The sequence below is a fragment of the Acinetobacter sp. CY79 genome (assembly GCF_059515845.1).
Map to the genome: position 1 here is coordinate 16,242 of NZ_JCAKMY010000026.1, position 24,379 is coordinate 40,620.

General features: G+C 38.4%; 23 protein-coding genes. 4 read left to right on the forward strand and 19 right to left on the reverse strand.

The genetic code is table 11. From position 1 onward, the window contains the following. Positions 1 to 70: 70 nt before the first annotated feature. From AC5YCE_RS11520 to AC5YCE_RS11540, 5 genes are all read right to left on the reverse strand, one after another. Positions 71 to 889, reverse strand: a complete 819-nt coding sequence (locus AC5YCE_RS11520; RefSeq protein ID WP_496172142.1) for a class I SAM-dependent methyltransferase — start codon at positions 887 to 889, stop codon at positions 71 to 73. Next, positions 883 to 1,707, reverse strand: coding sequence for an undecaprenyl-diphosphate phosphatase (locus tag AC5YCE_RS11525; RefSeq protein WP_496172143.1), 825 nt, complete (start codon positions 1,705 to 1,707; stop codon positions 883 to 885). The genes AC5YCE_RS11520 and AC5YCE_RS11525 overlap by 7 nt, the downstream gene beginning before the upstream one ends. An 86-nt stretch (positions 1,708 to 1,793) precedes the next feature. Further along, complete coding sequence (tsaB, locus tag AC5YCE_RS11530; protein WP_496126546.1) at positions 1,794 to 2,459, reverse strand: tRNA (adenosine(37)-N6)-threonylcarbamoyltransferase complex dimerization subunit type 1 TsaB; 666 nt, start codon at positions 2,457 to 2,459, stop codon at positions 1,794 to 1,796. A 170-nt stretch (positions 2,460 to 2,629) separates the two neighbouring features. Next, positions 2,630 to 3,157, reverse strand: coding sequence for a gamma carbonic anhydrase family protein (locus AC5YCE_RS11535; protein WP_496126575.1), 528 nt, complete (start codon positions 3,155 to 3,157; stop codon positions 2,630 to 2,632). 191 nt (positions 3,158 to 3,348) lie between these two features. Continuing rightward, positions 3,349 to 3,963, reverse strand: a complete 615-nt coding sequence (locus AC5YCE_RS11540) for an NUDIX hydrolase (RefSeq protein WP_496172144.1) — start codon at positions 3,961 to 3,963, stop codon at positions 3,349 to 3,351. Positions 3,964 to 4,092: 129 nt separating this feature from the next. Between AC5YCE_RS11540 and AC5YCE_RS11545 the strand changes: the two genes are divergently transcribed. After that, the gene (locus tag AC5YCE_RS11545; protein ID WP_496126544.1) at positions 4,093 to 4,641 is read left to right on the forward strand and encodes an NUDIX hydrolase; all 549 of its coding nucleotides are present in this window, start codon (positions 4,093 to 4,095) and stop codon (positions 4,639 to 4,641) included. Between the two features lie 62 nt (positions 4,642 to 4,703). Here the strand turns inward: AC5YCE_RS11545 and filF are convergent, their stop codons facing one another. From filF to filA, 6 genes are all read right to left on the reverse strand, one after another. Continuing rightward, entirely contained in the window at positions 4,704 to 6,656 is a 1,953-nt protein-coding gene (gene filF, locus AC5YCE_RS11550) for a putative pilus system protein FilF (RefSeq protein ID WP_496172145.1), read from the reverse strand. Between the two features lie 18 nt (positions 6,657 to 6,674). Next, the gene (filE, locus tag AC5YCE_RS11555; RefSeq protein ID WP_496172146.1) at positions 6,675 to 7,934 is read right to left on the reverse strand and encodes a putative pilus assembly protein FilE; all 1,260 of its coding nucleotides are present in this window, start codon (positions 7,932 to 7,934) and stop codon (positions 6,675 to 6,677) included. Beyond that, the gene (filD, locus tag AC5YCE_RS11560) at positions 7,934 to 9,598 is read right to left on the reverse strand and encodes a putative pilus system OmpP1/FadL family transporter FilD (RefSeq protein ID WP_496172147.1); all 1,665 of its coding nucleotides are present in this window, start codon (positions 9,596 to 9,598) and stop codon (positions 7,934 to 7,936) included. Before filD ends, filE begins: the two co-directional genes overlap by 1 nt. 12 nt (positions 9,599 to 9,610) lie before the next feature. After that, positions 9,611 to 10,849, reverse strand: a complete 1,239-nt coding sequence (gene filC / locus AC5YCE_RS11565; RefSeq protein ID WP_496172148.1) for a putative pilus system protein FilC — start codon at positions 10,847 to 10,849, stop codon at positions 9,611 to 9,613. 39 nt (positions 10,850 to 10,888) lie between these two features. Further along, the gene (gene filB / locus AC5YCE_RS11570) at positions 10,889 to 11,722 is read right to left on the reverse strand and encodes a putative pilus system C39 family peptidase FilB (RefSeq protein WP_496172149.1); all 834 of its coding nucleotides are present in this window, start codon (positions 11,720 to 11,722) and stop codon (positions 10,889 to 10,891) included. Between the two features lie 187 nt (positions 11,723 to 11,909). Beyond that, positions 11,910 to 12,755 carry a putative pilus system protein FilA gene (filA, locus tag AC5YCE_RS11575; RefSeq protein ID WP_496126538.1) on the reverse strand — a complete coding sequence of 282 codons (846 nt, stop codon included), beginning with the start codon at positions 12,753 to 12,755 and terminating at the stop codon, positions 11,910 to 11,912. A gap of 208 nt (positions 12,756 to 12,963) precedes the next feature. Between filA and AC5YCE_RS11580 the strand changes: the two genes are divergently transcribed. Continuing rightward, positions 12,964 to 14,361, forward strand: coding sequence for an anthranilate synthase component I family protein (locus tag AC5YCE_RS11580; protein WP_496172150.1), 1,398 nt, complete (start codon positions 12,964 to 12,966; stop codon positions 14,359 to 14,361). A gap of 123 nt (positions 14,362 to 14,484) precedes the next feature. On the opposite strand, the gene hisC is transcribed toward AC5YCE_RS11580, so the two are convergent. Both hisC and hisD read right to left on the reverse strand, forming a co-directional pair. Next, on the reverse strand, positions 14,485 to 15,579 hold the full coding sequence (hisC, locus tag AC5YCE_RS11585) for a histidinol-phosphate transaminase (RefSeq protein ID WP_496172151.1): 1,095 nt from the start codon (positions 15,577 to 15,579) through the stop codon (positions 14,485 to 14,487). A 148-nt stretch (positions 15,580 to 15,727) separates the two neighbouring features. After that, positions 15,728 to 17,029: a histidinol dehydrogenase gene (hisD, locus tag AC5YCE_RS11590; protein WP_496172152.1), complete on the reverse strand. Its 1,302-nt coding sequence runs from the start codon at positions 17,027 to 17,029 to the stop codon at positions 15,728 to 15,730. 184 nt (positions 17,030 to 17,213) lie between these two features. On the opposite strand from hisD, the gene AC5YCE_RS11595 reads away from it, so the two are divergent. Beyond that, the gene (locus tag AC5YCE_RS11595) at positions 17,214 to 17,891 is read left to right on the forward strand and encodes a hypothetical protein (RefSeq protein WP_496172153.1); all 678 of its coding nucleotides are present in this window, start codon (positions 17,214 to 17,216) and stop codon (positions 17,889 to 17,891) included. 41 nt (positions 17,892 to 17,932) lie between these two features. Here AC5YCE_RS11595 and hisG read toward each other — a convergent pair whose 3' ends face one another. The 6 genes from hisG to AC5YCE_RS11625 form a co-directional block, all read right to left on the reverse strand. Continuing rightward, positions 17,933 to 18,634, reverse strand: coding sequence for an ATP phosphoribosyltransferase (gene hisG / locus AC5YCE_RS11600; RefSeq protein WP_496126535.1), 702 nt, complete (start codon positions 18,632 to 18,634; stop codon positions 17,933 to 17,935). Further along, positions 18,631 to 19,890 (reverse strand): UDP-N-acetylglucosamine 1-carboxyvinyltransferase, encoded by a 1,260-nt coding sequence (murA, locus tag AC5YCE_RS11605; RefSeq protein ID WP_496172154.1) that lies wholly within the window; start codon positions 19,888 to 19,890, stop codon positions 18,631 to 18,633. The genes hisG and murA overlap by 4 nt, the downstream gene beginning before the upstream one ends. Positions 19,891 to 19,896: 6 nt before the next feature. Beyond that, positions 19,897 to 20,148, reverse strand: a complete 252-nt coding sequence (gene ibaG / locus AC5YCE_RS11610) for a BolA family iron metabolism protein IbaG (protein WP_496126533.1) — start codon at positions 20,146 to 20,148, stop codon at positions 19,897 to 19,899. 133 nt (positions 20,149 to 20,281) lie between these two features. Beyond that, positions 20,282 to 20,872 carry a cold shock domain-containing protein gene (locus AC5YCE_RS11615; protein ID WP_496172155.1) on the reverse strand — a complete coding sequence of 197 codons (591 nt, stop codon included), beginning with the start codon at positions 20,870 to 20,872 and terminating at the stop codon, positions 20,282 to 20,284. Between the two features lie 84 nt (positions 20,873 to 20,956). Continuing rightward, the gene (gene hpf / locus AC5YCE_RS11620) at positions 20,957 to 21,289 is read right to left on the reverse strand and encodes a ribosome hibernation-promoting factor, HPF/YfiA family (RefSeq protein ID WP_496152685.1); all 333 of its coding nucleotides are present in this window, start codon (positions 21,287 to 21,289) and stop codon (positions 20,957 to 20,959) included. A gap of 193 nt (positions 21,290 to 21,482) precedes the next feature. Further along, the gene (locus AC5YCE_RS11625) at positions 21,483 to 22,931 is read right to left on the reverse strand and encodes an RNA polymerase factor sigma-54 (RefSeq protein ID WP_496172156.1); all 1,449 of its coding nucleotides are present in this window, start codon (positions 22,929 to 22,931) and stop codon (positions 21,483 to 21,485) included. Between the two features lie 516 nt (positions 22,932 to 23,447). Here AC5YCE_RS11625 and AC5YCE_RS11630 point away from each other — a divergent pair. Beyond that, positions 23,448 to 24,344, forward strand: a complete 897-nt coding sequence (locus AC5YCE_RS11630) for an amino acid ABC transporter substrate-binding protein (RefSeq protein WP_496172161.1) — start codon at positions 23,448 to 23,450, stop codon at positions 24,342 to 24,344. Positions 24,345 to 24,379 lie beyond the last annotated feature (35 nt).

The window sequence follows — 24,379 nt, forward strand, 5'->3', positions numbered from 1 at the left end:
GGTTAAATTTTTATCAATGCTATTTCAACTATATAACAGATTTAAGTCTGTTATTTGATCATTTACCAAACTACTCAGAAAATTTAGTCTTAAAGTAAGCATCAAAACGACAAGCATCACCTTGCCATTGGTGATCGGGCTTTTGATCATCTAAAAATACAGCCAATCTTGGTCTTTTAACAACGACGCGTTTCGCCATTTTTTGGGCAAGTTTTAATAAATTATCACCCAAGTCCATTTCACCATCTTCTGGCAATAACATATGCAGTAACTGCATTTGTTTTTTAACTTGAGCTTGCTTCTTAATGGCATTTTGATTTTGATCCCGTTGTGGGAACATCGGATCTAGATAAACAACATCAACTTCATTTTGCGCAGCAATCTGCTGTTGTAGATAATCTGCTGAATCAGAAAAGACCAAATGAATCCGTGCAACCGTGCTGGCCAATACAGGATCATTTTTTACTTGGCTTTTGCTCGACTCTAATAAGGTAAATAAAATTGGATGACGCTCCACCAAAGTCACTTCTGCACCCAGATAGGCCATGAGTAAACTATCGTGTCCCAATCCTGCTGTTGCGTCGATCAGTTTGGGTTTTTCAGCCAAATTACAGGCACGTGCGATCATTTCAGACTTTAAACTGGCACGTTTTAAACGCCCAACTTCAGCTGTCCAATCCGGTTGCATTTTCATGCCATTGGCACATAACCAAAGCCCATTTTGATCCACACAGAGTGCTAGTTCAGGATGGAGTCGAAAAAACCGTGCATTGAGTTTTTCAACAACTTCTAAATTTACAGACACTGCACGAGAAGAAAGCACAGCAGAAAACTGCTGTGCTTTCTCTTGAAAGTCTTGTTCTACAAATAAGCGCATTTCGCTTACCATAACTTCCAACCTGTATATGCAAATAACAAAATAACCAAACCTGAAACGATGCGATACCATGCAAAGATCATGAAATCGCGTTTAGCGACATACGCCACCAAGACACGAATTAAAATTAAAGCAGATACAAATGAAACCAGAGTCCCTGTTGCGAGTACCGCCCAATCTTCATTGCTTTGAAATACATCATAACTTTGATATAGATCCAATAAACCAGCACCGATAATGACAGGTATACCCAAAAAGAAAGAAAACTCAGTTGCCGCTTTACGAGAGACGCCTAAGAACATCGCCCCAATAATGGTCGCCCCTGAACGCGAAGTCCCTGGAATTAAAGACAGAACCTGAATGAGTCCCACCCAAATCATGTCCCTATAGGTCATATTTTCAACTTCTGCGGCTTTCACAACTGGCGGATTTTTTTCAATCCAGATGATGATTAGACCACCCACAATCAGACCAATCGCAATGGCAATATCATTAAATAACAATGCTTTTACGGTTTGACCAAAAGTTAAACCGATCAAAACAATTGGAATCGACGCCAATATAAGCCCAATCCCTAAACGGCGACCCTGTTCTTCACCTGTGAACATGCCTGTTGCTGCACCCCACAATCTCGCCCAATATTCATAGATTACTGCTGCAATTGCGCCCATTTGAATTGCAATAACGAAAACGTCACTCTTTTCCTTGGTCCAAAAATTCATTAATTCGGATGCAAGAATCAAATGACCTGTACTCGATATGGGTAAAAACTCTGTAATACCTTCAACAATACCCATAATCGCCGCTTTGAGCAGCAGTAAAATATCCATAAATAGCCTTTTTTATCGCTTATTTGGTTTTAACTTTTTCATCATCATTGGATCAACGTAGCTTAGCTTGCATTGAACAACCTTAACTACAGTTTCTTTTGATCTGCAATTTTTTTCCATGCATCATCACGTAAATATACGGGCAAAGCCAATTCAGCACTCACCCAAATATTATTCAACGCTTGTTGTCTTGCAATGGTTGCAATGTCTTCTGCCGAAGCTGAAATATGTGTATGTTCAGTCGCCTCTGCATCGACAAGTGCTGCACCCGAACCGATGAGCGTATATTGTTGATACTGTTTAGCATCGCTATAGCTTAAAAGCTTCTCCTCATCTACAGCTTGCATAATCTGCTGATCATCGAGTTTAAAGCTTGCGATATACACTTCTTGCATACGCGCATCAATCACAGCAGTCACTTGGTCCATGCCTTGCTCGCGATAAGCAGCTTGTGCCAGTGCTTGCAAAGTGGATACAGGAATAACAGGTAAATCATTTGACCATGCTAAAGCTTGAGTCACTGCAGCATTAATGCGGACACCACTAAATGAACCCGGACCACGACTAAATGCAATCGCAGTCAAATCGATAAGAGAAATTTGAGTTTTTTCTAAACCTTGCTCAATCATTGGGAGAATGGTTTGAGTTTGAGCCTTGGCACGAGCATCATGCTGAAAAAATAATGTCTGGTTTTCATCGATTAACGAAACCGAACACTGCTCATTTGCAGTTTCTAGTGCAAGCAATTTCATGCATGACCCTATACATCGTTAAAATCACGCTATGATACTCCACTCATTTTATTCAAGCGAGTAGTTCCCCTCGCCTGAGTACGCATATTTACACTTCTCATTCATTTCAAATCAATATGAATAACTTAAATATGATGTTCAGTCATAAATGAGCGAATCATTGGTTTACTTTAAAACTCAATTTTTTCAAGATGAATAAAATTTTTATAATGGGCTGCATAATGCAAAGCACTCATCTTGAGTTTAGCTTCTGCAAATTCATCTAAAGTTTTCACGACTTTGCCAGGTGAGCCCATGACCAAAGAGTTATCAGGAATGACCTTTCCTTCTGGAATGAGCGCATTGGCTCCGATAATGCAATTTTTACCAATCACTGCATGATTCAAAACAACAGCATTGATACCGATGAGAGAGTTATCTCCAATGGTACACCCATGTAACATCGCTTGATGACCGATGGTCACGTATTCCCCAATATTTAATTCAATACCATGATCGGTATGGAGTACGACATTTTCTTGAACATTACTAAAATCCCCAATTTTAATTTTACAGTTATCTGCTCTCACCACAGCTCCAAACCAAATGCTGACTTGTTGTCCAAGTTCAACTTGACCAATCACGGTTGCATTTTCAGCAACCCATCCATCCCAGGGTTCATGCATGGCTTTAGGTGACATTCCTTGAAAGGTATACATCATTTTATTTTTTCCTTTTAATGACTTTTAGAAAACAAATTTTTAATAAATTCTAATATTTAGGATTGAAATGCTATTTATCGCTACAGCGTTTTAGATCAGCTCGTTGATCAATTCAAAATCAAAAAATTAATATTCTCTTTTTTCCGATATATATCATGCATCACTCAAACCTATTCAACAAAATTCATTCACTTTGGCTTGAAAAGTGACGATTTAAAATTGGGAGAATTTAATAAAAAGGGCCAACTCTTTTTATAGTCCAAACCGTATTGAAAAAGAGAAATCAAAATACGCGCTGTCAGCCCCCAAACAATTTCATTTTCGATTCTAAGACTTGGAAAATAGATGGATTGTTTAGCCAAACGTACTTCATAAGGCATTGGATTGGCATACATCATATCTTTTAGGGATGCAAAAAAGATCCGATCAATTTCGCTAGGCTGGGCGATTAAATTCACTGTAGGCGGTATCAATCCAACCACAGGTTTAACCAAAATCCCAGTCTTTGAGCGTTCCATCGGTAGATCACCTAACAAAGTAACATCAAATGGATTAAGCGCAGTTTCCTCCCATGCCTCACGTAAAGCAACCACAATATTACTGGTATCGTTGGGATCTCGTTTACCCCCAGGAAAAGACACTTCTCCAGCGTGGTTATTCATATATATCGAACGGCGAGTGAGTAAAACTTTAGGATCATCTTCATTGGTAATCGCAATCAGTACAGCTGCATGCGCGTCTTGCACACGTTTTGCAAAACGTAATCGCTGTTGTAAAAGTTGGGTTAATGGCTGATCCGTCATTCTCAATAACTCAAATCTCTTTTTTGTTGTTATAACATCATATATGAAATTTTATGCGCAAGGCTATAAATGATGCGAAACTCATTATTTTAGGCTATGCTGAGTTATCTTATCATTTCAATGAAGCTTATGCGTTTCTGTACTGCCTGCGGACATCCTACTCAAGAAGAAATTCCTTTAGGCGATCACAAAGTTCGTCAAGTCTGTACACAATGTAAAACCATACACTATGTCAACCCAAAAGTGATTTGCGGTGCTTTAGCCATTTGGGAAGATAAAGTTTTACTATGCCGACGTGCAATCGAACCTCGTTATGGTTTGTGGACACTTCCTGCAGGGTATATGGAATTATTTGAAACCATGGAACAAGGTGCGGCTCGCGAGACCCGTGAAGAAGCTGAGGCTGAAGTTGAAATCGAACAACTCTATTGTATGTACAATATTCCGCGTATCGGTCAAATTTACGTCTTATTTAAATCTAAGTTAATCGAAGGTCGGTTTGGCGCAGGTGATGAAACTATTGAAAGCCGACTCTTTGAAGAACATGAAATTCCGTGGGATGACTTAGCATTCCCGAGTGTTGAGAGGACACTTAGACATTATTTTGAAGACCGTAAAACCAATATATTCCCAAATCATTTGGAAACTCTGGGTACGCGATTGGATCATACAGGTTAAAACTAACACTAAAAAATCCCTCATCAAGAGGGATTTTTTTATGGCTTAATTAAGTCTGATGTCTATTTAATCGCGTAGGTTGAACATGGCAGTAATTTAATCTGTTCAATTCGACCTTCATCCAATTTAGCAAGATTTGCTTGCTCAGGCGTAACTGCGGATGCATTGGCTAAATTAAATATCTTTTGGGAAACTGCATGAAGATTATCCCATTTCACCGTTGCCGTATCAGACTTCCAGTCTGATATATTCAGTGCGTCAGGATGTATACCATCATCGATTAAACGTTTTAAGTTAATACGCGCACCACTGGTTACTACATCAAGCGTTAAAGAGGTAGTTGGATTATTACTTGGTAAAGTAGCAAAACTAGAATTAAATCCGACTATCGCTCCATCTAATTTGCCAAAATCTTTATGTGCTAAAATCATCCGGATCGTCATTGATTTATCTGTTGCTGAAGAGTTAGTCGCGCCAGTCGTCCCTATGCGATACTGTTGCACACTATTCGTATCTACAAGATTTTGATCCACGGTTGAACAGCTTGTTGATGCTAAACTCGTTGCAGTTCGATTTGAACGAATATCGCCATTTTTATCAATCACAATACCCACTTCGACTGGTGCATCACCCGAATTAGTAAAGCTAAATCTTAATGTTGCATAAAGTGGAAAAATATATTTTTCCCCTGCTCTAACTGTATTTTCTGTTTTAAATACGTCATTTCCTAAATAGGTAGCTGGATTGGTTCGAGTTAAATCAATTGCACCTTTAAAACTTTCACCATTCAAACTTTGATTCCAACGTCCATACACTGTTGACGTATCTGCTGGAGCTGGATCCACACCCGTAGCTTGTTTATAGTAATACTGATTGCCAGCAATAACTTTTTGATTGAGAAGCTTACCTTGAAAAATATTTAATTTATCCGTCGTATTTAACCCTGTTTTAAAACTTAAAGGATTTTTAATTTCGTTGCTTAATGGATTGATCCAATCTTTTACGCTGGTCTCAGCTTTCCCTGAATCAATATTGGATTTAATTGGCGCGACTTGAGTAATTAAATTTACGCGAGCGTTACTTGCCAAACCTCCGCTACCACTCTCTGGAGGAATGCCAGTCCACTGTACTGTATACCCAGTGCTGTACCCTTGACGATCGGTAAGTAAATAGAGATTTGCAATCGTTTTTTTACTCGAATTACTTTCACTCGTACCGTTAAAACCTCCAAGATCGACGTTCCCAGCTTGCAAAGCAAAAAAGTTAGCTAAATATATACTCACATTTTTCAAATTCACCAACTGCTCTGCCACAGTGAGCGCAGATGCTTCACTGATTTTATTGCTTATGTTCAGCCATGGTGCTAAATCTGTTAAATAAGAACCATCAATGAAATCTTGTGCACCAACATTGCTTGCTAATACATTTAGACCATTTTTTTGATCCATTCGTAATTCGACAGGCTGCACATCGACTTCAGATTTACTGACTCCATTATCAATGGCAATCGCCTGAAATAATCGTACAAGTCCAACCATCGTTGTATATGTTTCATCGGTGATATTCATATTGGCGGCAGGCTTACCCGTCATCCCAGAAGCGATATCCAATAAGCTAATTTCTATGGGTTGAGCTTGAAGTCGTAAGGTACTCAATTTAGCTAGATCAACTACACCTAAATCAATTCTACGACTTGAGTTATCCCCTTGAATATAAAAATGCACCTTATCTTTGACTTCGCAGCCACCAGTAAAAATATTGCCCTCTTTTAAAACTTCAAAATGGTTATTTGGATCCAACTGACAATCAAAATTTAATCCTGAAATAGGATAAGAAACGACGAAACCTTGGCATTTCTCGCTTGCCCAATCACATCCATTGGTTGAGGTTTTGATACCACCATTTGGATCTTCATTAATGGTTGAACTCTCTCCACCGCCACATCCAGACAATGCAAGACACAGTGCTGAAAATGCAAATGGAAAGGCTTTCTTTAACTTAAATTTATTTGTCATTTTTATTACTCTTTTCAATCATCTTAAAACACTGAGTTTGATTTGACCTTTATTGGTGAGTTGAACATTTTGAACGTCCACGGCTTCTGATAATGGTGTCATAAATAGATAAACAGCATTGGGTGGCTTTTTCAGTACACCCTCTAAAGCAGAATAGCTTGTAGAGGTTGAATTGATATTTTCATTTTTAAACCCACTTACACCTTCGATCACGCATCCTTGCTGATCTAAAAATACAACCAAAGGCCAATAATAACTTGGAGACTTTTGTGAAGATGCATAAGACGTGAAATGAATATTTTCTACAGGCTTATCTAATTTAATCACATCATAAGCAAATTGTTCTTTGATGGGCGGAACTGGCCAAATTCCCATTTCATTTTTATCTAAACTCAATAGTTTAGCCTTACTCATCTTTTTACCTTGAAAACAACCTTGTTCTAATGACTGAACAACTTCATTTTTAGGTAAGCGATAATACGTTGATGCTAATACCACTGGTTCACTTTTTAATGAAGGCGCTTTGATCAATTTTGAAAAAACTGATTTAGATATTCCTTTTTCGCGTTCCACTGTTTCAAAACGCCTTGTTCCTCCCACACTAGAATCAGGCATGATGTAAAAACGTTTTTTACCTTCTAAATTGAATTCGCGATCTTCCAAATATTCGTTATCAACATATTCAACACCGTCGATTTTTGTTATTACTTCACGACTTGCGATTTTATTTTCAGCTAAATTCTCTGAAGAATCCTGATTAGAAGGCGTCACATTTGCTGAATTTTGTATAGTTTGATCACGTTCCTTGACACGTATTGGATCAAAATCTTTTTTAGATGTTTCGAGTTGCTTAGATAAATGATCAACCTTTTTATCATCAATGCTTTGCTTTAGTGAGCCTCTATTTTCAGGAGGAGCATGTTTCTGTCTGATTGGCTTTGATTCTTTCAATTGAACAGGATGTTGCTCAGCCTCTTCAGCATGAAGACTCTTGGGCTGATCTTTTGCAACAGCTTGTGCATTCTTTTCTACTTTCGGAACTAAAGTCTTTGGGCTTGATTCTTGATTTTTTCCTTGGTTATTGATTGAAGTCTCAGGAACTACACTATTTTTTGGCTTACTTATTTCTCTAACTGGTTTTGCTTCACGCTGTTGCACAATCATAGGACGGCCATCTGGACCGATGATAGTATAGAAATCAGCCGCATAAACAGGAATCAATCCAAGCTGTACACAAACTAACGAACAATATGTGAAAATCCTTTTTCTTTTATTCATTACCATCTCGTTCTATAGTTCAAGCCTAAAATGGTGACTTTAGTATTGGTCGATACATTAAGCCCTGCATAAGGGTTATAGAGTAAATTATTAATACTCGTGTCATTTGCAAGCGAACTCGAACCAGCAGGGATATTGTCACGGCTTCTTAAGAAAGCCACCGACAAATCGATATCAGTATCTTCATCAAAGCGATAACCAAGGCCTAAACCGAATAATTGTGCGTTATTGATTGGCACCATCGTATTACGTTTATCATTTGGAATAGCACTGGTTCTAGGCTCATATCCTGCACGTAGTTTTAAACGATCATTAGCAGAATACTCAAATCCGATTCCCCAGCTCCATGATGACTGGAAGCCTAGCGGAAAAGAAAGACTCTTATCTGTTACGTCTGCTGATAAAAGTTTAGCAATTTTTAAGGCATTAATTTGACGATCAAATTCAAACTTAAACTCATCCCAAGCAGAAAAATCAGTCCACCCGACGTCGAAGTTCACTTGTAAATCGGGTAAAACTTTATATTTGATCCCTGCTTGAAAATGCGCGGGGTATTCTAAATCCATCGACAATAAGCCTGATTCACTTGGACCGATATAACTCGGAAAACCGAGAATAGCAGCCAGAATTTGCCCTGTAGCCGAAGAGTTAAGTCCCTTAATGAGCTCACGAGGTGCATTGGCATTTTGAATATTATATTTACCTTTTAAACGCATTTTGGCTGAGCTTTGATAAACCAAACCCAGACCAAATTCATCCGTCGGCTCCCATAATACCCCTAAGTTGTAACTAGGGCTCAGGCTTTGTTCAAGCGCCACTTCCATTTTACCGAAACTGCTAAACGGATTCATGGCTTCATCAGCATTACACATACCAAACAGCATTAAGTCGGTAATGATATTTGAGTTTTGACGAAATGGAGCACAGACCGATTCATCGACCATCCGTAGCACACCAATCAGCTCATTCGGCATTCTAAGATCAGTTTTTAGAGCGATGGCTTGATACGACATCCCCACGCCACCACCAATTGAAAGCTCATCACTGACTTCATAGGCAATGGTTGGTGATAAATAGGTAATCCTCTCTATGGCCACTTGCTGACCCATGTAGTTACCGGGATTACCATCTTCGGCACCAAAACCAGCAACCATTGGAGCATAGACAGAAGTTGCATAGGTCAGTTTAGAACCAGGTGGATTGTAGGAAATTCCAGCTGTAGGGGCGGCAACAGGAATCCCCTCGCCTAGATCAATTACCTTTTTGAGTATCGGAATATACAAGCTCGCATATTCAACATCACCACTCACCGTTCCTTTAAAATCGGTACATAAACTTGACGGATTATCAGGTGAATCATTACAAACTAGAGGGTCATCTGAAAAGCCAAAAACATCATATCCACTGGGTGCAGAAAATTCACGTTGCACATCGAAGTTTGCGATAAGTCCCTGAACATCCGTTTGTAAACCCTTAATTTTGGTCAATGCCGCAGGGTTGAAGTGAACCGCACTTATTCCCGGAGGATCAGCAGTAACAGCATTCCCCATCGATAATGAACGGACATCGACTGATAAATTTTGCCCAAGCTGTGCAAAAACTTGTGTGCTACATCCCGTTAGTACAATGGCAGCGACTAATGGATGTATACGATGGTATTTCATACCGTAGCTCCATTAATTCGCTTTTTTCTTGGCAAAACCTAATATGTCTAATGGGAATGACAGCCCTAAAGATACGTCTGGCGCATCCTCAGTCAGACCAATACCTAAAGTACCATTCACAATCGTTTCAGGGCTTACACGAACACCCAAAGCAATCGCAAATACCGAACTGGTTTGATCCGCTGCTTTATATTTTTCACCAGAAGTATAAGTAAAAGATGTGTTGGTGTTGAAAGATTGTTGATATGACATTGTTAGAGAAACGTCATAGTTAAACGAGTACGCAAATCCGAAAGAAAAACCACCCGTAATACCAGGGTCAAAGGTATCAAGAATTCGATTCGTCCCTGTTAAACCTTCGCCCTGACCATTACCACCACCACGAATTTGGTTCAATCCTGATTCTTTAAAACCATAGTTTGCAGACACTGAAGCAAATAAAACCACTGGATCAATATATTTACGTGTGCTCGCACCAACACCTACAGAATAATACCCTTTACCCGTGGATAGATCCGTTTCTGGATTAATCTCATAAGGACTATCACCTGTTTTGGTAGAAACACTACCAAATAAAATTAAAGGTAATCTACCAGCTTTCAATGGGAACGGTTCCCAACGTGCGCCTAAGTTAATGTCACCCAGCCCCGCTGTTGTCGCATCTTTAAGATTGTCTGATTTGGCCACTAAAGGCACTGAAGCACTAAAAGTCAGATTATCGAGGACACCATATTGTGCAGTGAATGTATTGGTAATGGTATGGCTGGCATCCTCATCAACACGCAATTGATAAAGCTGTCCCTCATCCATTGAAGCATTAATCTGAGAATCTCGATAATATGAATAATCAAGGTCATAGAAAGTGGTGATTTCACCTTTCTTGATGAGAGAATATTGACGCTCATTGGAGGTAAATACTTCTTGTAAATTCGTTTCTTGGGTTGCATCACCTTCTTTTTGTTGTAATGCATTTGCAGCCTGTCCTTCACCTTCTGGCTTTAAAGAAGGTGTTTCATCCTTGTTGATTGTTGGTGCTTCAGCTTGTTGTGTAACAGTTTGAGGTGCTTCACTTGTTTGAACGGGTTCTACATAAGCAGAACCAGCTGTATCACTTTCTACTGGCGTTTCAACTGAAGAGCTTGTTTCTTCAACCTCATTCTCTTTAACGATAGTTTCAGCTGCATAAGCCCCACCCATGACAACATTAATACTCACCGCTAAAAGCGTTTTTTTCATCCATTGATTATTCATTTCATCCTACCCATTTTTATTTGAATTATTTTTAGATCCTTACTTACGTTTATAATAGAGTCGCATAAACGTTGTAATTGGCTGATTGTACGTAGGTGAATTAGGATCTCGGTCAATTACTTTACGCATAGTCGATGCTTTATCCGCAATACGATTCATGTGATCTGTTGAAAACTGTGCATCTACCAAGGCATAGCGATTAATTGTGGCATCTTCAACATGCCTCATATCGGACTCTTGAAGTGCTAAAAGATTTTGTTGTTGTTCTGTAGGTACATTCACTAAAAACAAGGTATTATTTTCCCAAATTTCCTTAAAGCGCTCTTGATCAAAACTAATATTACCAAGTGCAGGGTCTGCAACATATACACGACCATCTTTAAAAGCCTTATAAACAACAAAATGCTTAAATCCAGCATAATGAATTGGAACGATCGCAGGTTGCTTTTGTTTGATCAGATCTTCAAATTTGCCTTTGTAGCCTCCACTTTCATACCCCAAAGCTGTCACAAAACGCTTCATATCTAACAAAGAAAAACTACGTCGCTCAATGATTCGTTCATATTCACCAAAACGCAACAACCCTTCCATCGTCTGTTGTTCGGTAAGCTTTAAACCCGCATGACCATTGAGTATGGTTGTGAGTGCTGCAGATCCACAGCTATAATCATAAGCCTGTCGTACAATTCCTCTGAATTGATCCTCTAAAGCAGGCTTAATCATGACTGGTTCACGATGATATCTTCCGAATGACTTTTCTCTAGGATCGGCAATTTCAGAATAATAAACTGCTTCAGCAGGTTTCTCTTTTATATCGAGTGCATGGCTGGCAAAGTAGTACATAATTACCGAGCCTAAAGTAATTTCTATCATATTTTTTACTATTCTAGTTTAGGCAATCATTGCCCGTGTTTAGCATGGTATTTTAAACATTAAAAATCATATTTTTATTATCGATAAGATACCGTTTTTTCTAGAAAAATACAGTAATTTTAATTCATTTATAGATATATTAAAAAAAAACGCGTGATCAACACGCGTTTTTTTGATTCAAACTAAATTAGTGACCTGTAATGGTGATCGTAGAAGCACCCATATTTAGACCTTTAATTTCCACATCACCAATCGAAGCAACATCTTTAGATCCTAAGCGAATACCCGTAATATAAGCACTCATATTTTGCGCAGCAGGCTTAATTGCAAGACCTGTAGGTGTTACACTAATTTTAGCATCAGCAGCTAAAGTCGTTGTACCAGTCGTCACCAATTGGATATCGCCCAAATGAATTGTACCGCCACCAGCATTATCTTTAATACCTAGATTAGATAACTGTAAGCCACCTGCAATTTGAGACTTAAGGTCAATCATCGCACCTTGAGGTGTAGCACCCAGTTGAATATTTGCACCTACTGAACCAAGAGTTAAGGTTAAGCCAGTAAGAATTTCGTTCGTACTACCTTCTACTACGCCACGAACAACACCGTCTTTATTACCCGCTTTTGCAACGCCGATTGAACCAATCTCAGCCTTTAAACCAGTCACTGCTGCTGCAACGTTAATAAACGCACCATTCGCACCTGTACCCGCATCAGAATCAATGACCAAATCTAGAAGATTTGTATTCGGATCTGTTTGAGAAATTTTTACGCCCGGGCCAGTACCATTACCCACTACAATTGTACCTGCTACACCAGTACCACCATTTGTACCAGCAGCCAAACCATCATTATCATGAACATAGAGTTGATCAACAGTAATTTGCCCGCCATCGAGTTTAATACCGATATTGATACCGTCTTGACCTGTTGTTGAACTCAATGAAGCATCATCCATTGCTTGCATAGCCATTGCATTTGCACTGATTGCGATAGATGAAACCAAAGCAAGTTTAGTAAATAATTTCATTTGTACTCTCCCAAGAGCATTTTTTTTCATTGTTAACCACTCTCCGTATTTCCGCTGTTTTTTGTTTTTTGTACAGCCGAAACTTGAATCCTTGAGCAGTCCGATTTGCATTATTAAATTAACCTTATGCTATCTTATGTTCAACCACTCTTTTTAAAATATGGCCCATTCCCGATAAACGGCAATTCTGTGACTTGGTGGTAACTTTATGGTAGTAATTACCGAGATAGTGCAAAGCATCTCACACTCTATAAACTCTTATTTTTTTTCAAAAAACTTAAGAGTAGATCATTATTCCCAAGGACAAATTTTAGAGAAATTAATCCCATTATTTGGGTTAGTTTATCTAGAAAATGACTCAAATCCTGTTATTGCTTTTCTACCTCATCAATATTTGATGATAAATGGATCAAATGTGACTTGTTTTGAACGTGATCAAGCGTGCCTCTACCAAGAGAAAATCACACTCAACTCGATTCAAGAATTCGTACAATTTTCAGAAACCGATCATTCTGAATGCTCAAATTATTTTCAAGGTGGTTATATTGGCTTCGTAGATTACAACCATGCTGTAAAACAATCTGTATGTAGTCAAACAAAGCCACAACCTCAGTTTTATCTTGGTCAATATGACAGTTTTATTCGATATGAGAATTCATCATGGATTTTTGTCAGTAGTGAAACCAACGCTGAATCGCTTTATGATCAAGTCGTAAGTCTACTTCACTCTAGTTGCTCAACAAATTCAGATATTTTTGAGTTGATTTCACCTTGTAAATCACGTTGGGATAAAAGTGAATACCAGTCAGCCTTTAACAAAATTCAAGACTATATTTTGGCGGGTGACTGTTATCAGATTAATTTAACGCAAGAGTTTCAAGCTCAGGCAAAAGGTCCACTCGTTGAAACAGCACAACAGTTTTGGGCATTAACCAATGCACCTTATGCAGGCTATTTAAAGTTACATGACTTTGAAATTCTGAGTTGTTCACCAGAACTTTTTATTGATTTTAGATCACAGCGCGAAGTCATTACTAAACCAATCAAAGGCACAATGCCTCGTTATGCCGATCCAGTCGAAGACCAAATATCAAAAGACAAGCTCATCAATTCAAAAAAAGATCAGGCTGAAAATGTCATGATCGTTGATTTACTCAGAAATGATTTGAGTGTTTATGCTGAAATCGGCTCGGTAAAAACCACAAAACTTTTTGATATTGAATCATTTAATCAAGTTCACCATATGGTGAGTGAGGTTCGTGCCACACTTAAAAAAGAAGTGCATCCTTTTGAAGTTCTCATGTCTGCATTACCAGGTGGCTCAATTACAGGCGCACCTAAAATTAGAGCAATGCAAATCATCGAAGAACTTGAGGGCTCACCAAGAGGTGCTTATTGTGGATCGATGGGTTATTTTAACTATGATGGCACAGGTTCTTGGAATATTTTGATCCGCACCATTCAAAAGAAAGCGGATCAAGTTTCAATTTGGGCTGGTGGTGGGATCACCATTTCTTCAGATTGTGAAGCTGAATACCAAGAGTGTTTTGATAAAGTATCTGCACTATTGGATCTCATCAATACCTATTATCAACCTGATTTATAAAAATATTGATAATCAGATAACTCAATAAAAAAGCGAATCTTTTGATTCGCTTTTTTACCATCAACTCGCAATCATAATCTAAGTTGTCAAGTTGCCTTAGCTACAAATATTGTAGATGCTCAATTAAACTAAAATTGAATTTTTCAAGGTATCAACCAAACGCTGATTTTGCTCATCTGTACCAATCGTAATTCTTAAGAATTGATTAATACGAGGTTTATTGAAATAACGCACAATAATGCCATGTTCACGTAATTCCGATGCTAAATCACCCGCATCTTTAGTTGGCAATGAAGCAAAAATGAAGTTTGCACTTGATGGCAATACTTTAAAGCCCATTTCAGTCAGTTGAGCCACTAATTTTTTACGACTCGCAATCACCTTATTATTTTGTTCTTCAAAATAAGCTTGATCTTCAAAAGAGGCGACAGCTGCCACAATTGCAAAACGATCCATGGGATAAGAGTTAAAACTATTTTTAACTGCTTCGAGTGCAGCAATAAGGTGGGGTTGTGCGATGGCGAATCCAACACGTAAACCTGCGAGTGAACGTGATTTGGATGTAGTTTGACACACGACTAAGTTTTCGTATTTTTCCACCAAACCAACAGCGGATTCCGCACCAAAATCCACATAGGCTTCATCAATTACCACCACAGAATCTGGATTGGCTTGAAGCACTTCCTCGATCGCAGACAATCCTAATGCAATACTGGTGGGTGCATTCGGATTGGTAATGATAATTCCGCCATTTGGCTGTTTATAGTCATCCACATTGATTTCAAAGTCATCATTTAATGGAATGATTTTGGTCTTGTTGGATAAACCAAAAAACTGACTATACACAGGATAAAAACTGTAAGTGATATCAGGATAAAGAATTGGCTCATCTTGTACAAAAAATGCTTTGAAAATATGTGCCAATACTTCATCAGAACCGTTACCAACAAAGACATTTTCCACAGGAACATGTTGTTGCTTCGCAATCGCTTGTTTTAATTCGGTTGCATCTGGATCTGGATAAAGACGCAATACATCTGCTGAATTTGCCAACACCGCTTGCACCGCTTCAACCACTTTTGGTGACGGCGGATATGGATTTTCATTGGTATTCAATTTTAAAATATTTTGAATTTTGGGTTGTTCGCCTGGTGTATACGGTTCAAGTTCTCGTACTTCAGGGCTCCAAAAACGCATTTGTTCTTTCGTAATATTCATTGTTTAATCTCTTTTCACCCTCTCCTAACCTCTCCCATTGGAGAGGGATCTACACCCTTTGCATCATCTTTCAACTTAATATGTAGTTTAATTATGCAATTTTCCCTCTCCTTTCAGGAGAGGGTTAGGGAGAGGTTTTTAAAACTAATTATTGATAACGGTAGCGGGCAGAACGTGCATGCGCATCCAAGTTTTCTTGTTGCGCCAAGATATCTGCTGTTTTCGCCAAGCTTTTTACACCCTCTTGTGAACACATAATTAAACTCGAACGCTTTTGGAAATCATAAACACCGAGTGGTGATGAGAAACGTGCGGTTCCAGACGTTGGTAACACATGGTTTGGACCTGCACAATAATCACCGATCGCCTCTGGCGTGTAACGACCCATGAAAATTGCACCTGCATGGCGAATATCTTCAGACATTTTTTCAGCTTCGTCTAAACATAACATCAAATGCTCTGGTGCAACTTGATTAATGAGTTGTATCCCTTCAGCACGATCTTTCACTAGAACCAAAGCACCACGGTTCTCTATAGAAGTACGTGCGATATCTGCTTTAGGTAAAGCTTCTAAATGTTTTTCAATCCACTGTTCAACTTCATTCAATAAGGTTTCATCAGGCGTGATAAATACCGCTTGCGCCACGGTGTCATGCTCAGCTTGTGACAATAAGTCCATAGCCAACCACTCTGCATTATTCTCACCTTCTGCATAGACGAGAATTTCAGAAGGTCCTGCAATCATATCGATACCCACTTGACCGAATACTGCACGCTTTGCTGCAGCAACGAAACGGTTACCTGGTCCCGTAATTTTATCGACAGATGGGATGGTTTCAGTCCCATACGCTAATGCAGCAACCGCTTGTGCACCACCAATCGTAAATACACGACTGACACCAGCCAAATATGCAGCTGCCAATACCAGTGGGTTTAACTCACCATTTGGTGCAGGCACAACCATAATAATCTCAGGCACACCTGCCACATGTGCAGGAACTGCATTCATTAACACTGATGATGGATAAGATGCCAAACCACCCGGAACATAAATACCCACACGATCCAATGGTGTCACTTTCTGACCTAAGGTATTACCCAAAGCATCAACATACGTCCAGCCATCTTGCTTTTGTGCTTGATGGAATTCACGAACTCGATTGGCTGCCATCTCTAGCGCTTCACGCACTTCAGTCGTCAAACCTTCAAATGCGGCTTTCAATTGCTCTTGAGTCAGTTCTAGGTCAGAAAATTGATGCGCTGGATGTCGATCGAACTGCTGAGTAAGTTTAAGAACATGAGCATCACCATGCTGACGTACGTCTGCAATGATTTGATCTACGGTTTTTAAAAGCTCTGGGTCACTCACGGTTTCAAAAGCCAACAAATCAGCAAAGACTTGTTTGAAATTTTGATCTTGAGTCGATAAACGTCGCATCAATTTATCCACAATGAATAATAAAGGGTAGCTTTAGTTTACCTGTTTTAACAGCATTTGTGGCGGTGAATCTGTTTCAGAATAGATAGTTTTATTGAAAATTGCTTTTGGAATTATTGACGTATCAGTTAGCATCAGATTTTTAATTATTTATATGTTTACTATTTAATTTTTTCGTTTTAATTAGGGGAAATCAATGAAAGAAATAGAAAAGTATATTGGCTATTACTTATTGGTTTATGTCGTTGTACTGGCACTATGTGGATTTATTCAATACCTTTACAAATGTCAGGGACAATCTCTGCTCTGTGCTGTTAGTAGTGATGGGCTTGTGGAAATATTGACAGTAACTGCTTATGTACTGACTCCAATTGTTGCGATTATTGGATTTCTAAGTTGGAAAAAACAAAAGCAATATGATGTAGAAAAACAGTATGCAGAAATTATTTTAAATAATATTGATGAAATACGAAGTTATTTACATATGTACTACCACCAAGTTAATTCATATAACAATACAGAATCAGCAAAAAATGCATTAAACAATTATGAAAAATTAGATTTGTTGCAGAAACAGTATTTGATTTCATCTAAATTTATAACGCTACAGAAACTCTTGAACAATCCAATATCAAAAAACCTTTTAATAAGTTTTGAAAATGAAACATTATCTTTTATAACAGCAATTGATGTTGCAGTGAAAAATGAACTGCCATTTGCAACAAATAAGAAAATTAGAATCAAAGTTAGCGATGCTAATCAAAAAGATCTTATAGATCGTTATATCCCTCTTTGCGAATTAAAATTACTATTTGACGCCTCTTATGATGGCTTAGCTTTAGAATTAATTAAAATAGTTAAGCTCAAAAAATAAAAAACCGCCCAATAGGACGGTTTTTAAAAACTTAAATCACATTAAGCTTTTTTCGCATTTTCACGCTCTTCAACCGCTTTTTCAAGCTGAGCAAGAATCGGATTTAACAAAGTCTGTTTACGCTTAAAACTGGCTTTGTTCACGATTAAACGTGAAGATACTTTACAAATTTCTTCAAGTGGCTCTAAACCATTTGCACGTAAAGTATTCCCCGTGTCTACAACGTCTACGATGTAATCACCCAAACCAACCAACGGCGCAAGCTCCATTGAACCGTAAAGTTTAATCACGTCCACTTGCTCGCCAAGGCTTGCATAATATTGACGTGTTAAATTCACGTATTTCGTGGCAATTTTTAAACGCCCTTTTGGACGAACCATGCCAACTTTACCTGCTGTCATCAATTTACAAACAGCGATTTTCAAGTCTAATGGTTCATACACATTTTGCGCGCCATGCTCCATCAACACATCTTTACCCGCAACACCAATATCCGCCGCACCATTCTCAACATAAGTGGGTACGTCAGAGGCACGTAAAATCAAAATACGGACGTGTTTATGTGTAGTTGGGAAAATTAACTTACGTGATTTATCAGGATCTTCCAGTAAGTTAATTCCAGCGGTTTCAAGTAAAGGCAGCGTTTCTTTCAAAATACGACCTTTACTCAAAGCCAATGTTAAACCATGATCAAAATTTCCCATGACATCAAAATTAGGATCATCGTTTCTCATATCGCTCATGAACTTACTCGCTTAATTTGGGCACCAATACCTTGTAATTTTGCTTCAATATCTTCATAACCACGATCGATATGATAAATACGATCAATTAAGGTCTCGCCTTCAGCTGCAAGTGCTGCAAGAACTAAAGAAAAAGAAGCACGTAAATCTGTTGCCATGACAGGTGCAGCAGAAAGCTTTTCTACCCCTGTCACTACTGCATCATTACCTTCAACCTGAATGTTTGCCCCCATACGTGACAATTCAGGTACATGCATAAAACGATTTTCAAAAATCGTTTCAGAAATCGTTGCAAACCCGCGACCAATCGCATTCACCGCCATCAATTGAGCTTGCATATCTGTTGGAAATTCTGGGTGTGGCAATGTTTGAAAACTCACCGCTTTGGGACGCTTACCCATCATATCCAGTTCAATCCAATCGTCACCACGGGTCACTTCTGCACCCATTTCTTCGAATTTATCGAGTACAGCTTCCATTAAGGATGGATCTGTATGCGTCGTTTTTACACGACCACCTGTAATTGCAGCTGCAGCAAGATATGAACCTGTTTCGATACGATCGGCGACAACTGAGTATTCACAACCATGTAAGCTTTCAACACCCGTAACAACTAGGGTATCAGTATCTAAACCTTCAATTTTTGCGCCCATTTTAATCAGCATTTGCGCAAGGTCAGTGATCTCAGGTTCACGAGCCGCATTACGGATAGTCGTTACACCATCTGCAAGTACAGCAGCAGTCAAAATATTTTCTGTTCCACCCACGGTCACCATATCAAAGATGACTTCACCACCTTTAAGACGACCATCAACTTTGGCATGCACATAGCCGTTTTCAACTTCAATTTGTGCACCTAAAGCTTCAAGCGCTTTTAAATGCTGATCAACAGGGCGCGAACCAATGGCACAACCACCTGGAAGTGATACTTGTGCACTACCATAGCGCGCGAGTAATGGACCAAGCACCAAAATAGACGCACGCATGGTTTTTACAAGTTCGTAAGGTGCAAATTGATTATCCAATGTAGACACGTCAGCCGTTACCGTATCACCTTCATAGGTCATAGTAACGCCTAATCCACTGATCAATTTCACCAAAGTATTTACATCTTTCAAATGCGGTACATTGCGCAGTGTAATCGGGCTATCAGCCAAGATCATTGCAGCCAATAAAGGAAGTGCTGCATTCTTTGCCCCAGAAATACGGACTTCACCTTCGAGTCTCGTACCACCAGTAATTAAAAATTTATCCATTAAATCTTAAGCTCCGAAAAGACTAGCTTTGCGCCATTCTTCTTTTGTCATTGCGCGAATGGTCACTGCATGAACTTCGCCACTTTTTATATATTCATTCAGCGGAGCATATACAGACTGTTGGCGTGCAACAGTTCTCTTACCTTCAAACTGATCATCTACAATACGGAGGTCAAACTTCCCACCTTGTCCACTTACAGCAACATCAGCAGCAGGAAAAGCAGCTGTTAAAATTTCAGTGAGCTGTTCACTATTCATTGCAAAGACCTCTTATGGGACGATCATTAGTGTAAAAACCGTTTATTTTACTATAAGTCGGCAATTTAATTCATTAAGACATACAATTAATCTATAAAAAATAGGCTAATCACAGCCAATATCCCCTTATCCACTACCATCTAGAATCATTTTCACACGGTTCGCCATCATGATTTCCATCCATTTTTGTACCAGGGCAGTTCCGAACAAACCAACGTGCTTCTTCTCTAGAGTTCATTTCTGAGCAATGAACTCGACCATCACAGTTATATCCATTCGGATTTGAGTTTGTTGATGGGTTTACAAGGGTTTGAATCGAATTCGGTGCTTGTGCTGCGAGATTTGATCGCTGATATTTATGATCAATTGCATAAACTAATCCAGCGATCACTAAAAGACCAACAAGCATAAATCGCAATCCACCACCTAATTTATGTTTGGTATAAGTGTTCTTAGAAGCTACTCTTTCCCTAGATAAAGTACGGCTTTGTGGTGTGTGCCTTTCAGTTTCAATCTTTAAATCCAGCCGAACAATATTCTCAGCTTTAAATTTGCCATTCTCACTTATGATTCTAAATTTAAAGCGTTCCCCTTGCTTCGGCTCAACATGTTTGTTTGGGCAATTTGTTATATGAAAAAAGATGTCTTTATTTTCCCCTGCAACACTAATAAAACCAAAACCTTTTTCTACATTATAGGTTTTAACAATTCCCTCAACAAACATAACTACACATCCGTTTTTTTTAAAATTTGAATAATAAAAAAGAGGTTTATCAACCTCTTCCTTAGAATTCTATAGGATTCATTCTCAAACTGCTAATGGTTGGTATTCCATCTGCATTTTACGATAGCGCGTAAGTTGTTTTTTAATTTTTTCAGTCAACTTTTTAATTGAAGCATACATATCATCACCAGAAGCTTGGGCAAATAATTCCACACCCGGTAAGCGCACAATCGCTTCCGCAATATGATTTGCACTGCCCTTTTTAGAGCGTTTATCCACTTGATGATCTTTGGTAAGTTTCACCTGCATACTATTCACCTGATCAAGGTGTTTGGTCATTTCGGAAAATTTACCTCGAATACTCTCTTCAATAGCTGGAGTGATACTTAAATGATGTCCGCGAATTGTAATTTGCATACGTCTTCCCTCTCCGTTATAGGATGTGAACAAGTCAAAGTCGAAAGATGACATGACAGCGCGATCATTTTGGAAATACGCTACAATACAATCATGAAATCATTTCGACTTGCCTCATACAATAAAAAGTAGCATAAAAAACAGATTCATTATTTAGTCATAATGAATCTCTAAAATAATCACACTTCAAATTTTAGATCAAGACTTTTCGATCAGAAGATGCTGGAATATGTAACGATTCTCGATACTTTGCCACTGTACGACGCGCAACATCAATCCCATCTTCATTGAGCATTTTTGCTAATGAATTATCTGATAATGGCTTACGTGGATTTTCATCCGCAATCAGTTTTTTAATTTTTGCACGAATTGCTGTTGAAGATGCCTCACCACCTGTTGTCGTTCCCACATGACTCGAAAAGAAATATTTCAATTCAAATAACCCACGTGGTGTCAGTAAAAATTTATTGGTGGTGACACGAGATACTGTGGATTCGTGTAATTCAACTTCCTCCGCTACCTCTCGAAGAACTAAAGGCTTCATGCCCTCCGCACCAACTTCTAAAAACTCTCGTTGATGCTCAACAATACACGTGGCAACTTTCAATAAGGTTTTATGGCGTTCATCGACACTTTTAATAAAATTTTTAGCATCTAACATTTGATTACGCAGATATTGATTATCAGGACTTTGATCTGCACGACGAATCATATTTGAATAAAAAGAATTGATCCTTAATTTGGGCAGTACATCTGGATTAAGCTGAACATGCCACGACTCATTTTTCTTCGAAACAACGACATCAGGAATTTGATAATCCGATTCTTTTTCTTCAAATCTTAAACCCGGATAAGCCTGCAAAGTTTTTAATAATTCGATCCCTGATTTTAGCTGCTCCAACTTAAATCCAGTCTGCTTAATCAATTTATTAAGATCATTCGCAATGAGTAACTCATAATGTTTGAGTAACATCATCGCTTCTGATCGAGCAAATGTATGTTGAGGCAACACATTCAATTGAATATATAAACATTCAACCAAGTTACGCGCACCCACGCCTAAAGGATCTAAGCGCTGTATGTGTTTTAACACTACAGCAACTTCATCAAGCTCTACCTCCTCCTGATAATTCATTTGATCTAAGAGATGCTGAACAGCTTCAAGGACTTCTTCCAAAGTCTCATCCAAAAAACCCTTATCACCCAATGCATCCACAATACAATGCGCAATCAAACGATCAATTTGAGAAAAATTCAGTAAATTCACTTGCTCTAAAACATGTTGCTTTAAACTGGTGTACCCTTGGCGATTGTCTTCTCGCTCTTCAAAATCTGGCATTTCCATTGCAGATGACTGATGCGTATAAACATCATCCCAGTCCGTATCTACGGGTAACTCATTAGGCAGGTGATCCGCATTTAATTCATGTGTCAAATCTGTTGTTGGATGCTCAACAATTTCTTCAAGACTCTGAATCGGTGCCTCTTCTTCTACTTGCTCAAGCAGTGGATTACTTTCTAATTGTAATTGAACTTCTTGTTCCAACTCTAAACTTGATAACTGTAGTAAACGGATGGCTTGTTGCAATTGAGGGGTTAAGGACAAAGAATTTGATACTTTAAGTCCCAGCGATAACTTCATAAACAACATCCCCCTCAGCAGTGTAATTAATAAGCAAAAAACATGCCTGTTATTTTTATAACACAACCATATTGTCTTTGAAAGCAGTTATTTAAATATATATTTTTACAAAATTTAAATTTATTTATTATTTTTCAATAACTTTAGTTAAACCAAAGTTGTATGAATTTGAGTATTTTTAGATTTTGTAAAATTTTAAAGCATCTGTGATAAAGCTTTGAATATCATTTTTATAAATAGATCTGAAAGTAATATCAAATGAATAAATGACGAATCCTCTGTTCAATCTCACTATTTCAAATAAAATGAATTGAGAATAAAGAAATCGTGGATGCAATTGGATGGCATTCACTCAGTCTTTTTTTAGCTTTACTTATTCTTAAGGACGGTATAAAACAGCGATAGGGTTATTTTATATACACCTTTTTTGAATATGGTATGAATTTTGAATAAGCATTAAACGAAAAAATTTAATAACTACGGTTAAACATCAGTATTAGAAATGGAGATTTAATGATGAAAAAATTATCAACCAAAGTACTTGCCTCGACCTTAGGCGTAATTCTAGCTGGTGGTGCATTTACCACCGTGCAAGCAGATACCATCGCTAAAATCAAAAAATCAGGTAAAGTGGTCATTGGTTATCGCGAATCCTCCGATCCGATCTCCTATATCGTTGGTGGTAAACCAATGGGTTATGCGATTGATATTTGTAATAACTTCGCCAACACACTGAAAAAAGATTTAAAACTCCCAAACTTAAAAGTTGAATATAAAGCAGTTACATCATCCACTCGTATTCCTGAAATGCTTGCAGGAAATATCGACATGGAGTGTGGTACAACCACAAATTCAATTCAACGTCAGCAACAAGTCAGTTTCTCAACAAACTACTACGCAACCGAAGTTCGCATGGCTGTGAAAGCCAATTCAACAGTTAAAGATTTAGGTGACTTGAACGGCAAAGCAGTCGCAACAACCCAAGGCACTACATCTGATAAATACATTAAAATGGGCGCTAAAGGCGAACAAGTTAAAGTGACCAATGTATATGGTAAGGATCACTCCGACTCGTTTGCAATGGTTGCATCAGGTCGTGCAGCTGCCTTTGTGATGGATGACAACATCCTTGCAGGTCTGATTGCAAAATCTTCAAATCCAAAAGATTTTAAAATCGTAGGTCCTGTTCTATCTTCTGAACCCTATGGCATTATGCTTCCAAAAGGTGATACTGCCTATAAATCGATTGCGGATAAAGTCGTGACGGGTATGTGGAAAAATGGTCAAATGGCCGCTCTTTACAAAAAATGGTTCCAATCACCAATTCCACCAAAAAATATCAATCTCAATATGCCAATGAGTACCTCTTACAACAAACTAAAAGCAGCGCCAAATGATAAAGGGATTAATTAATCTTTTCTTAATTTAACAATACAGCCAAAGCATAT

Bases quoted from the DNA above. Each gene is read 5' to 3' on its own strand.
- AC5YCE_RS11520 (WP_496172142.1), bottom strand. From the start codon at position 889: ATGGTAAGCGAAATGCGCTTATTTGTAGAACAAGACTTTCAAGAGAAA.
- AC5YCE_RS11525 (WP_496172143.1), bottom strand. From the start codon at position 1,707: ATGGATATTTTACTGCTGCTCAAAGCGGCGATTATGGGTATTGTTGAA.
- tsaB (WP_496126546.1), bottom strand. From the start codon at position 2,459: ATGAAATTGCTTGCACTAGAAACTGCAAATGAGCAGTGTTCGGTTTCG.
- AC5YCE_RS11535 (WP_496126575.1), bottom strand. From the start codon at position 3,157: ATGTATACCTTTCAAGGAATGTCACCTAAAGCCATGCATGAACCCTGG.
- AC5YCE_RS11540 (WP_496172144.1), bottom strand. From the start codon at position 3,963: ATGACGGATCAGCCATTAACCCAACTTTTACAACAGCGATTACGTTTT.
- AC5YCE_RS11545 (WP_496126544.1), top strand. From the start codon at position 4,093: ATGCGTTTCTGTACTGCCTGCGGACATCCTACTCAAGAAGAAATTCCT.
- filF (WP_496172145.1), bottom strand. From the start codon at position 6,656: ATGACAAATAAATTTAAGTTAAAGAAAGCCTTTCCATTTGCATTTTCA.
- filE (WP_496172146.1), bottom strand. From the start codon at position 7,934: ATGAATAAAAGAAAAAGGATTTTCACATATTGTTCGTTAGTTTGTGTA.
- filD (WP_496172147.1), bottom strand. From the start codon at position 9,598: ATGAAATACCATCGTATACATCCATTAGTCGCTGCCATTGTACTAACG.
- filC (WP_496172148.1), bottom strand. From the start codon at position 10,849: ATGAATAATCAATGGATGAAAAAAACGCTTTTAGCGGTGAGTATTAAT.
- filB (WP_496172149.1), bottom strand. From the start codon at position 11,722: ATGATAGAAATTACTTTAGGCTCGGTAATTATGTACTACTTTGCCAGC.
- filA (WP_496126538.1), bottom strand. From the start codon at position 12,755: ATGAAATTATTTACTAAACTTGCTTTGGTTTCATCTATCGCAATCAGT.
- AC5YCE_RS11580 (WP_496172150.1), top strand. From the start codon at position 12,964: ATGGTAGTAATTACCGAGATAGTGCAAAGCATCTCACACTCTATAAAC.
- hisC (WP_496172151.1), bottom strand. From the start codon at position 15,579: ATGAATATTACGAAAGAACAAATGCGTTTTTGGAGCCCTGAAGTACGA.
- AC5YCE_RS11595 (WP_496172153.1), top strand. From the start codon at position 17,214: ATGAAAGAAATAGAAAAGTATATTGGCTATTACTTATTGGTTTATGTC.
- hisG (WP_496126535.1), bottom strand. From the start codon at position 18,634: ATGAGCGATATGAGAAACGATGATCCTAATTTTGATGTCATGGGAAAT.
- murA (WP_496172154.1), bottom strand. From the start codon at position 19,890: ATGGATAAATTTTTAATTACTGGTGGTACGAGACTCGAAGGTGAAGTC.
- ibaG (WP_496126533.1), bottom strand. From the start codon at position 20,148: ATGAATAGTGAACAGCTCACTGAAATTTTAACAGCTGCTTTTCCTGCT.
- AC5YCE_RS11615 (WP_496172155.1), bottom strand. From the start codon at position 20,872: ATGTTTGTTGAGGGAATTGTTAAAACCTATAATGTAGAAAAAGGTTTT.
- hpf (WP_496152685.1), bottom strand. From the start codon at position 21,289: ATGCAAATTACAATTCGCGGACATCATTTAAGTATCACTCCAGCTATT.
- AC5YCE_RS11625 (WP_496172156.1), bottom strand. From the start codon at position 22,931: ATGAAGTTATCGCTGGGACTTAAAGTATCAAATTCTTTGTCCTTAACC.
- AC5YCE_RS11630 (WP_496172161.1), top strand. From the start codon at position 23,448: ATGAAAAAATTATCAACCAAAGTACTTGCCTCGACCTTAGGCGTAATT.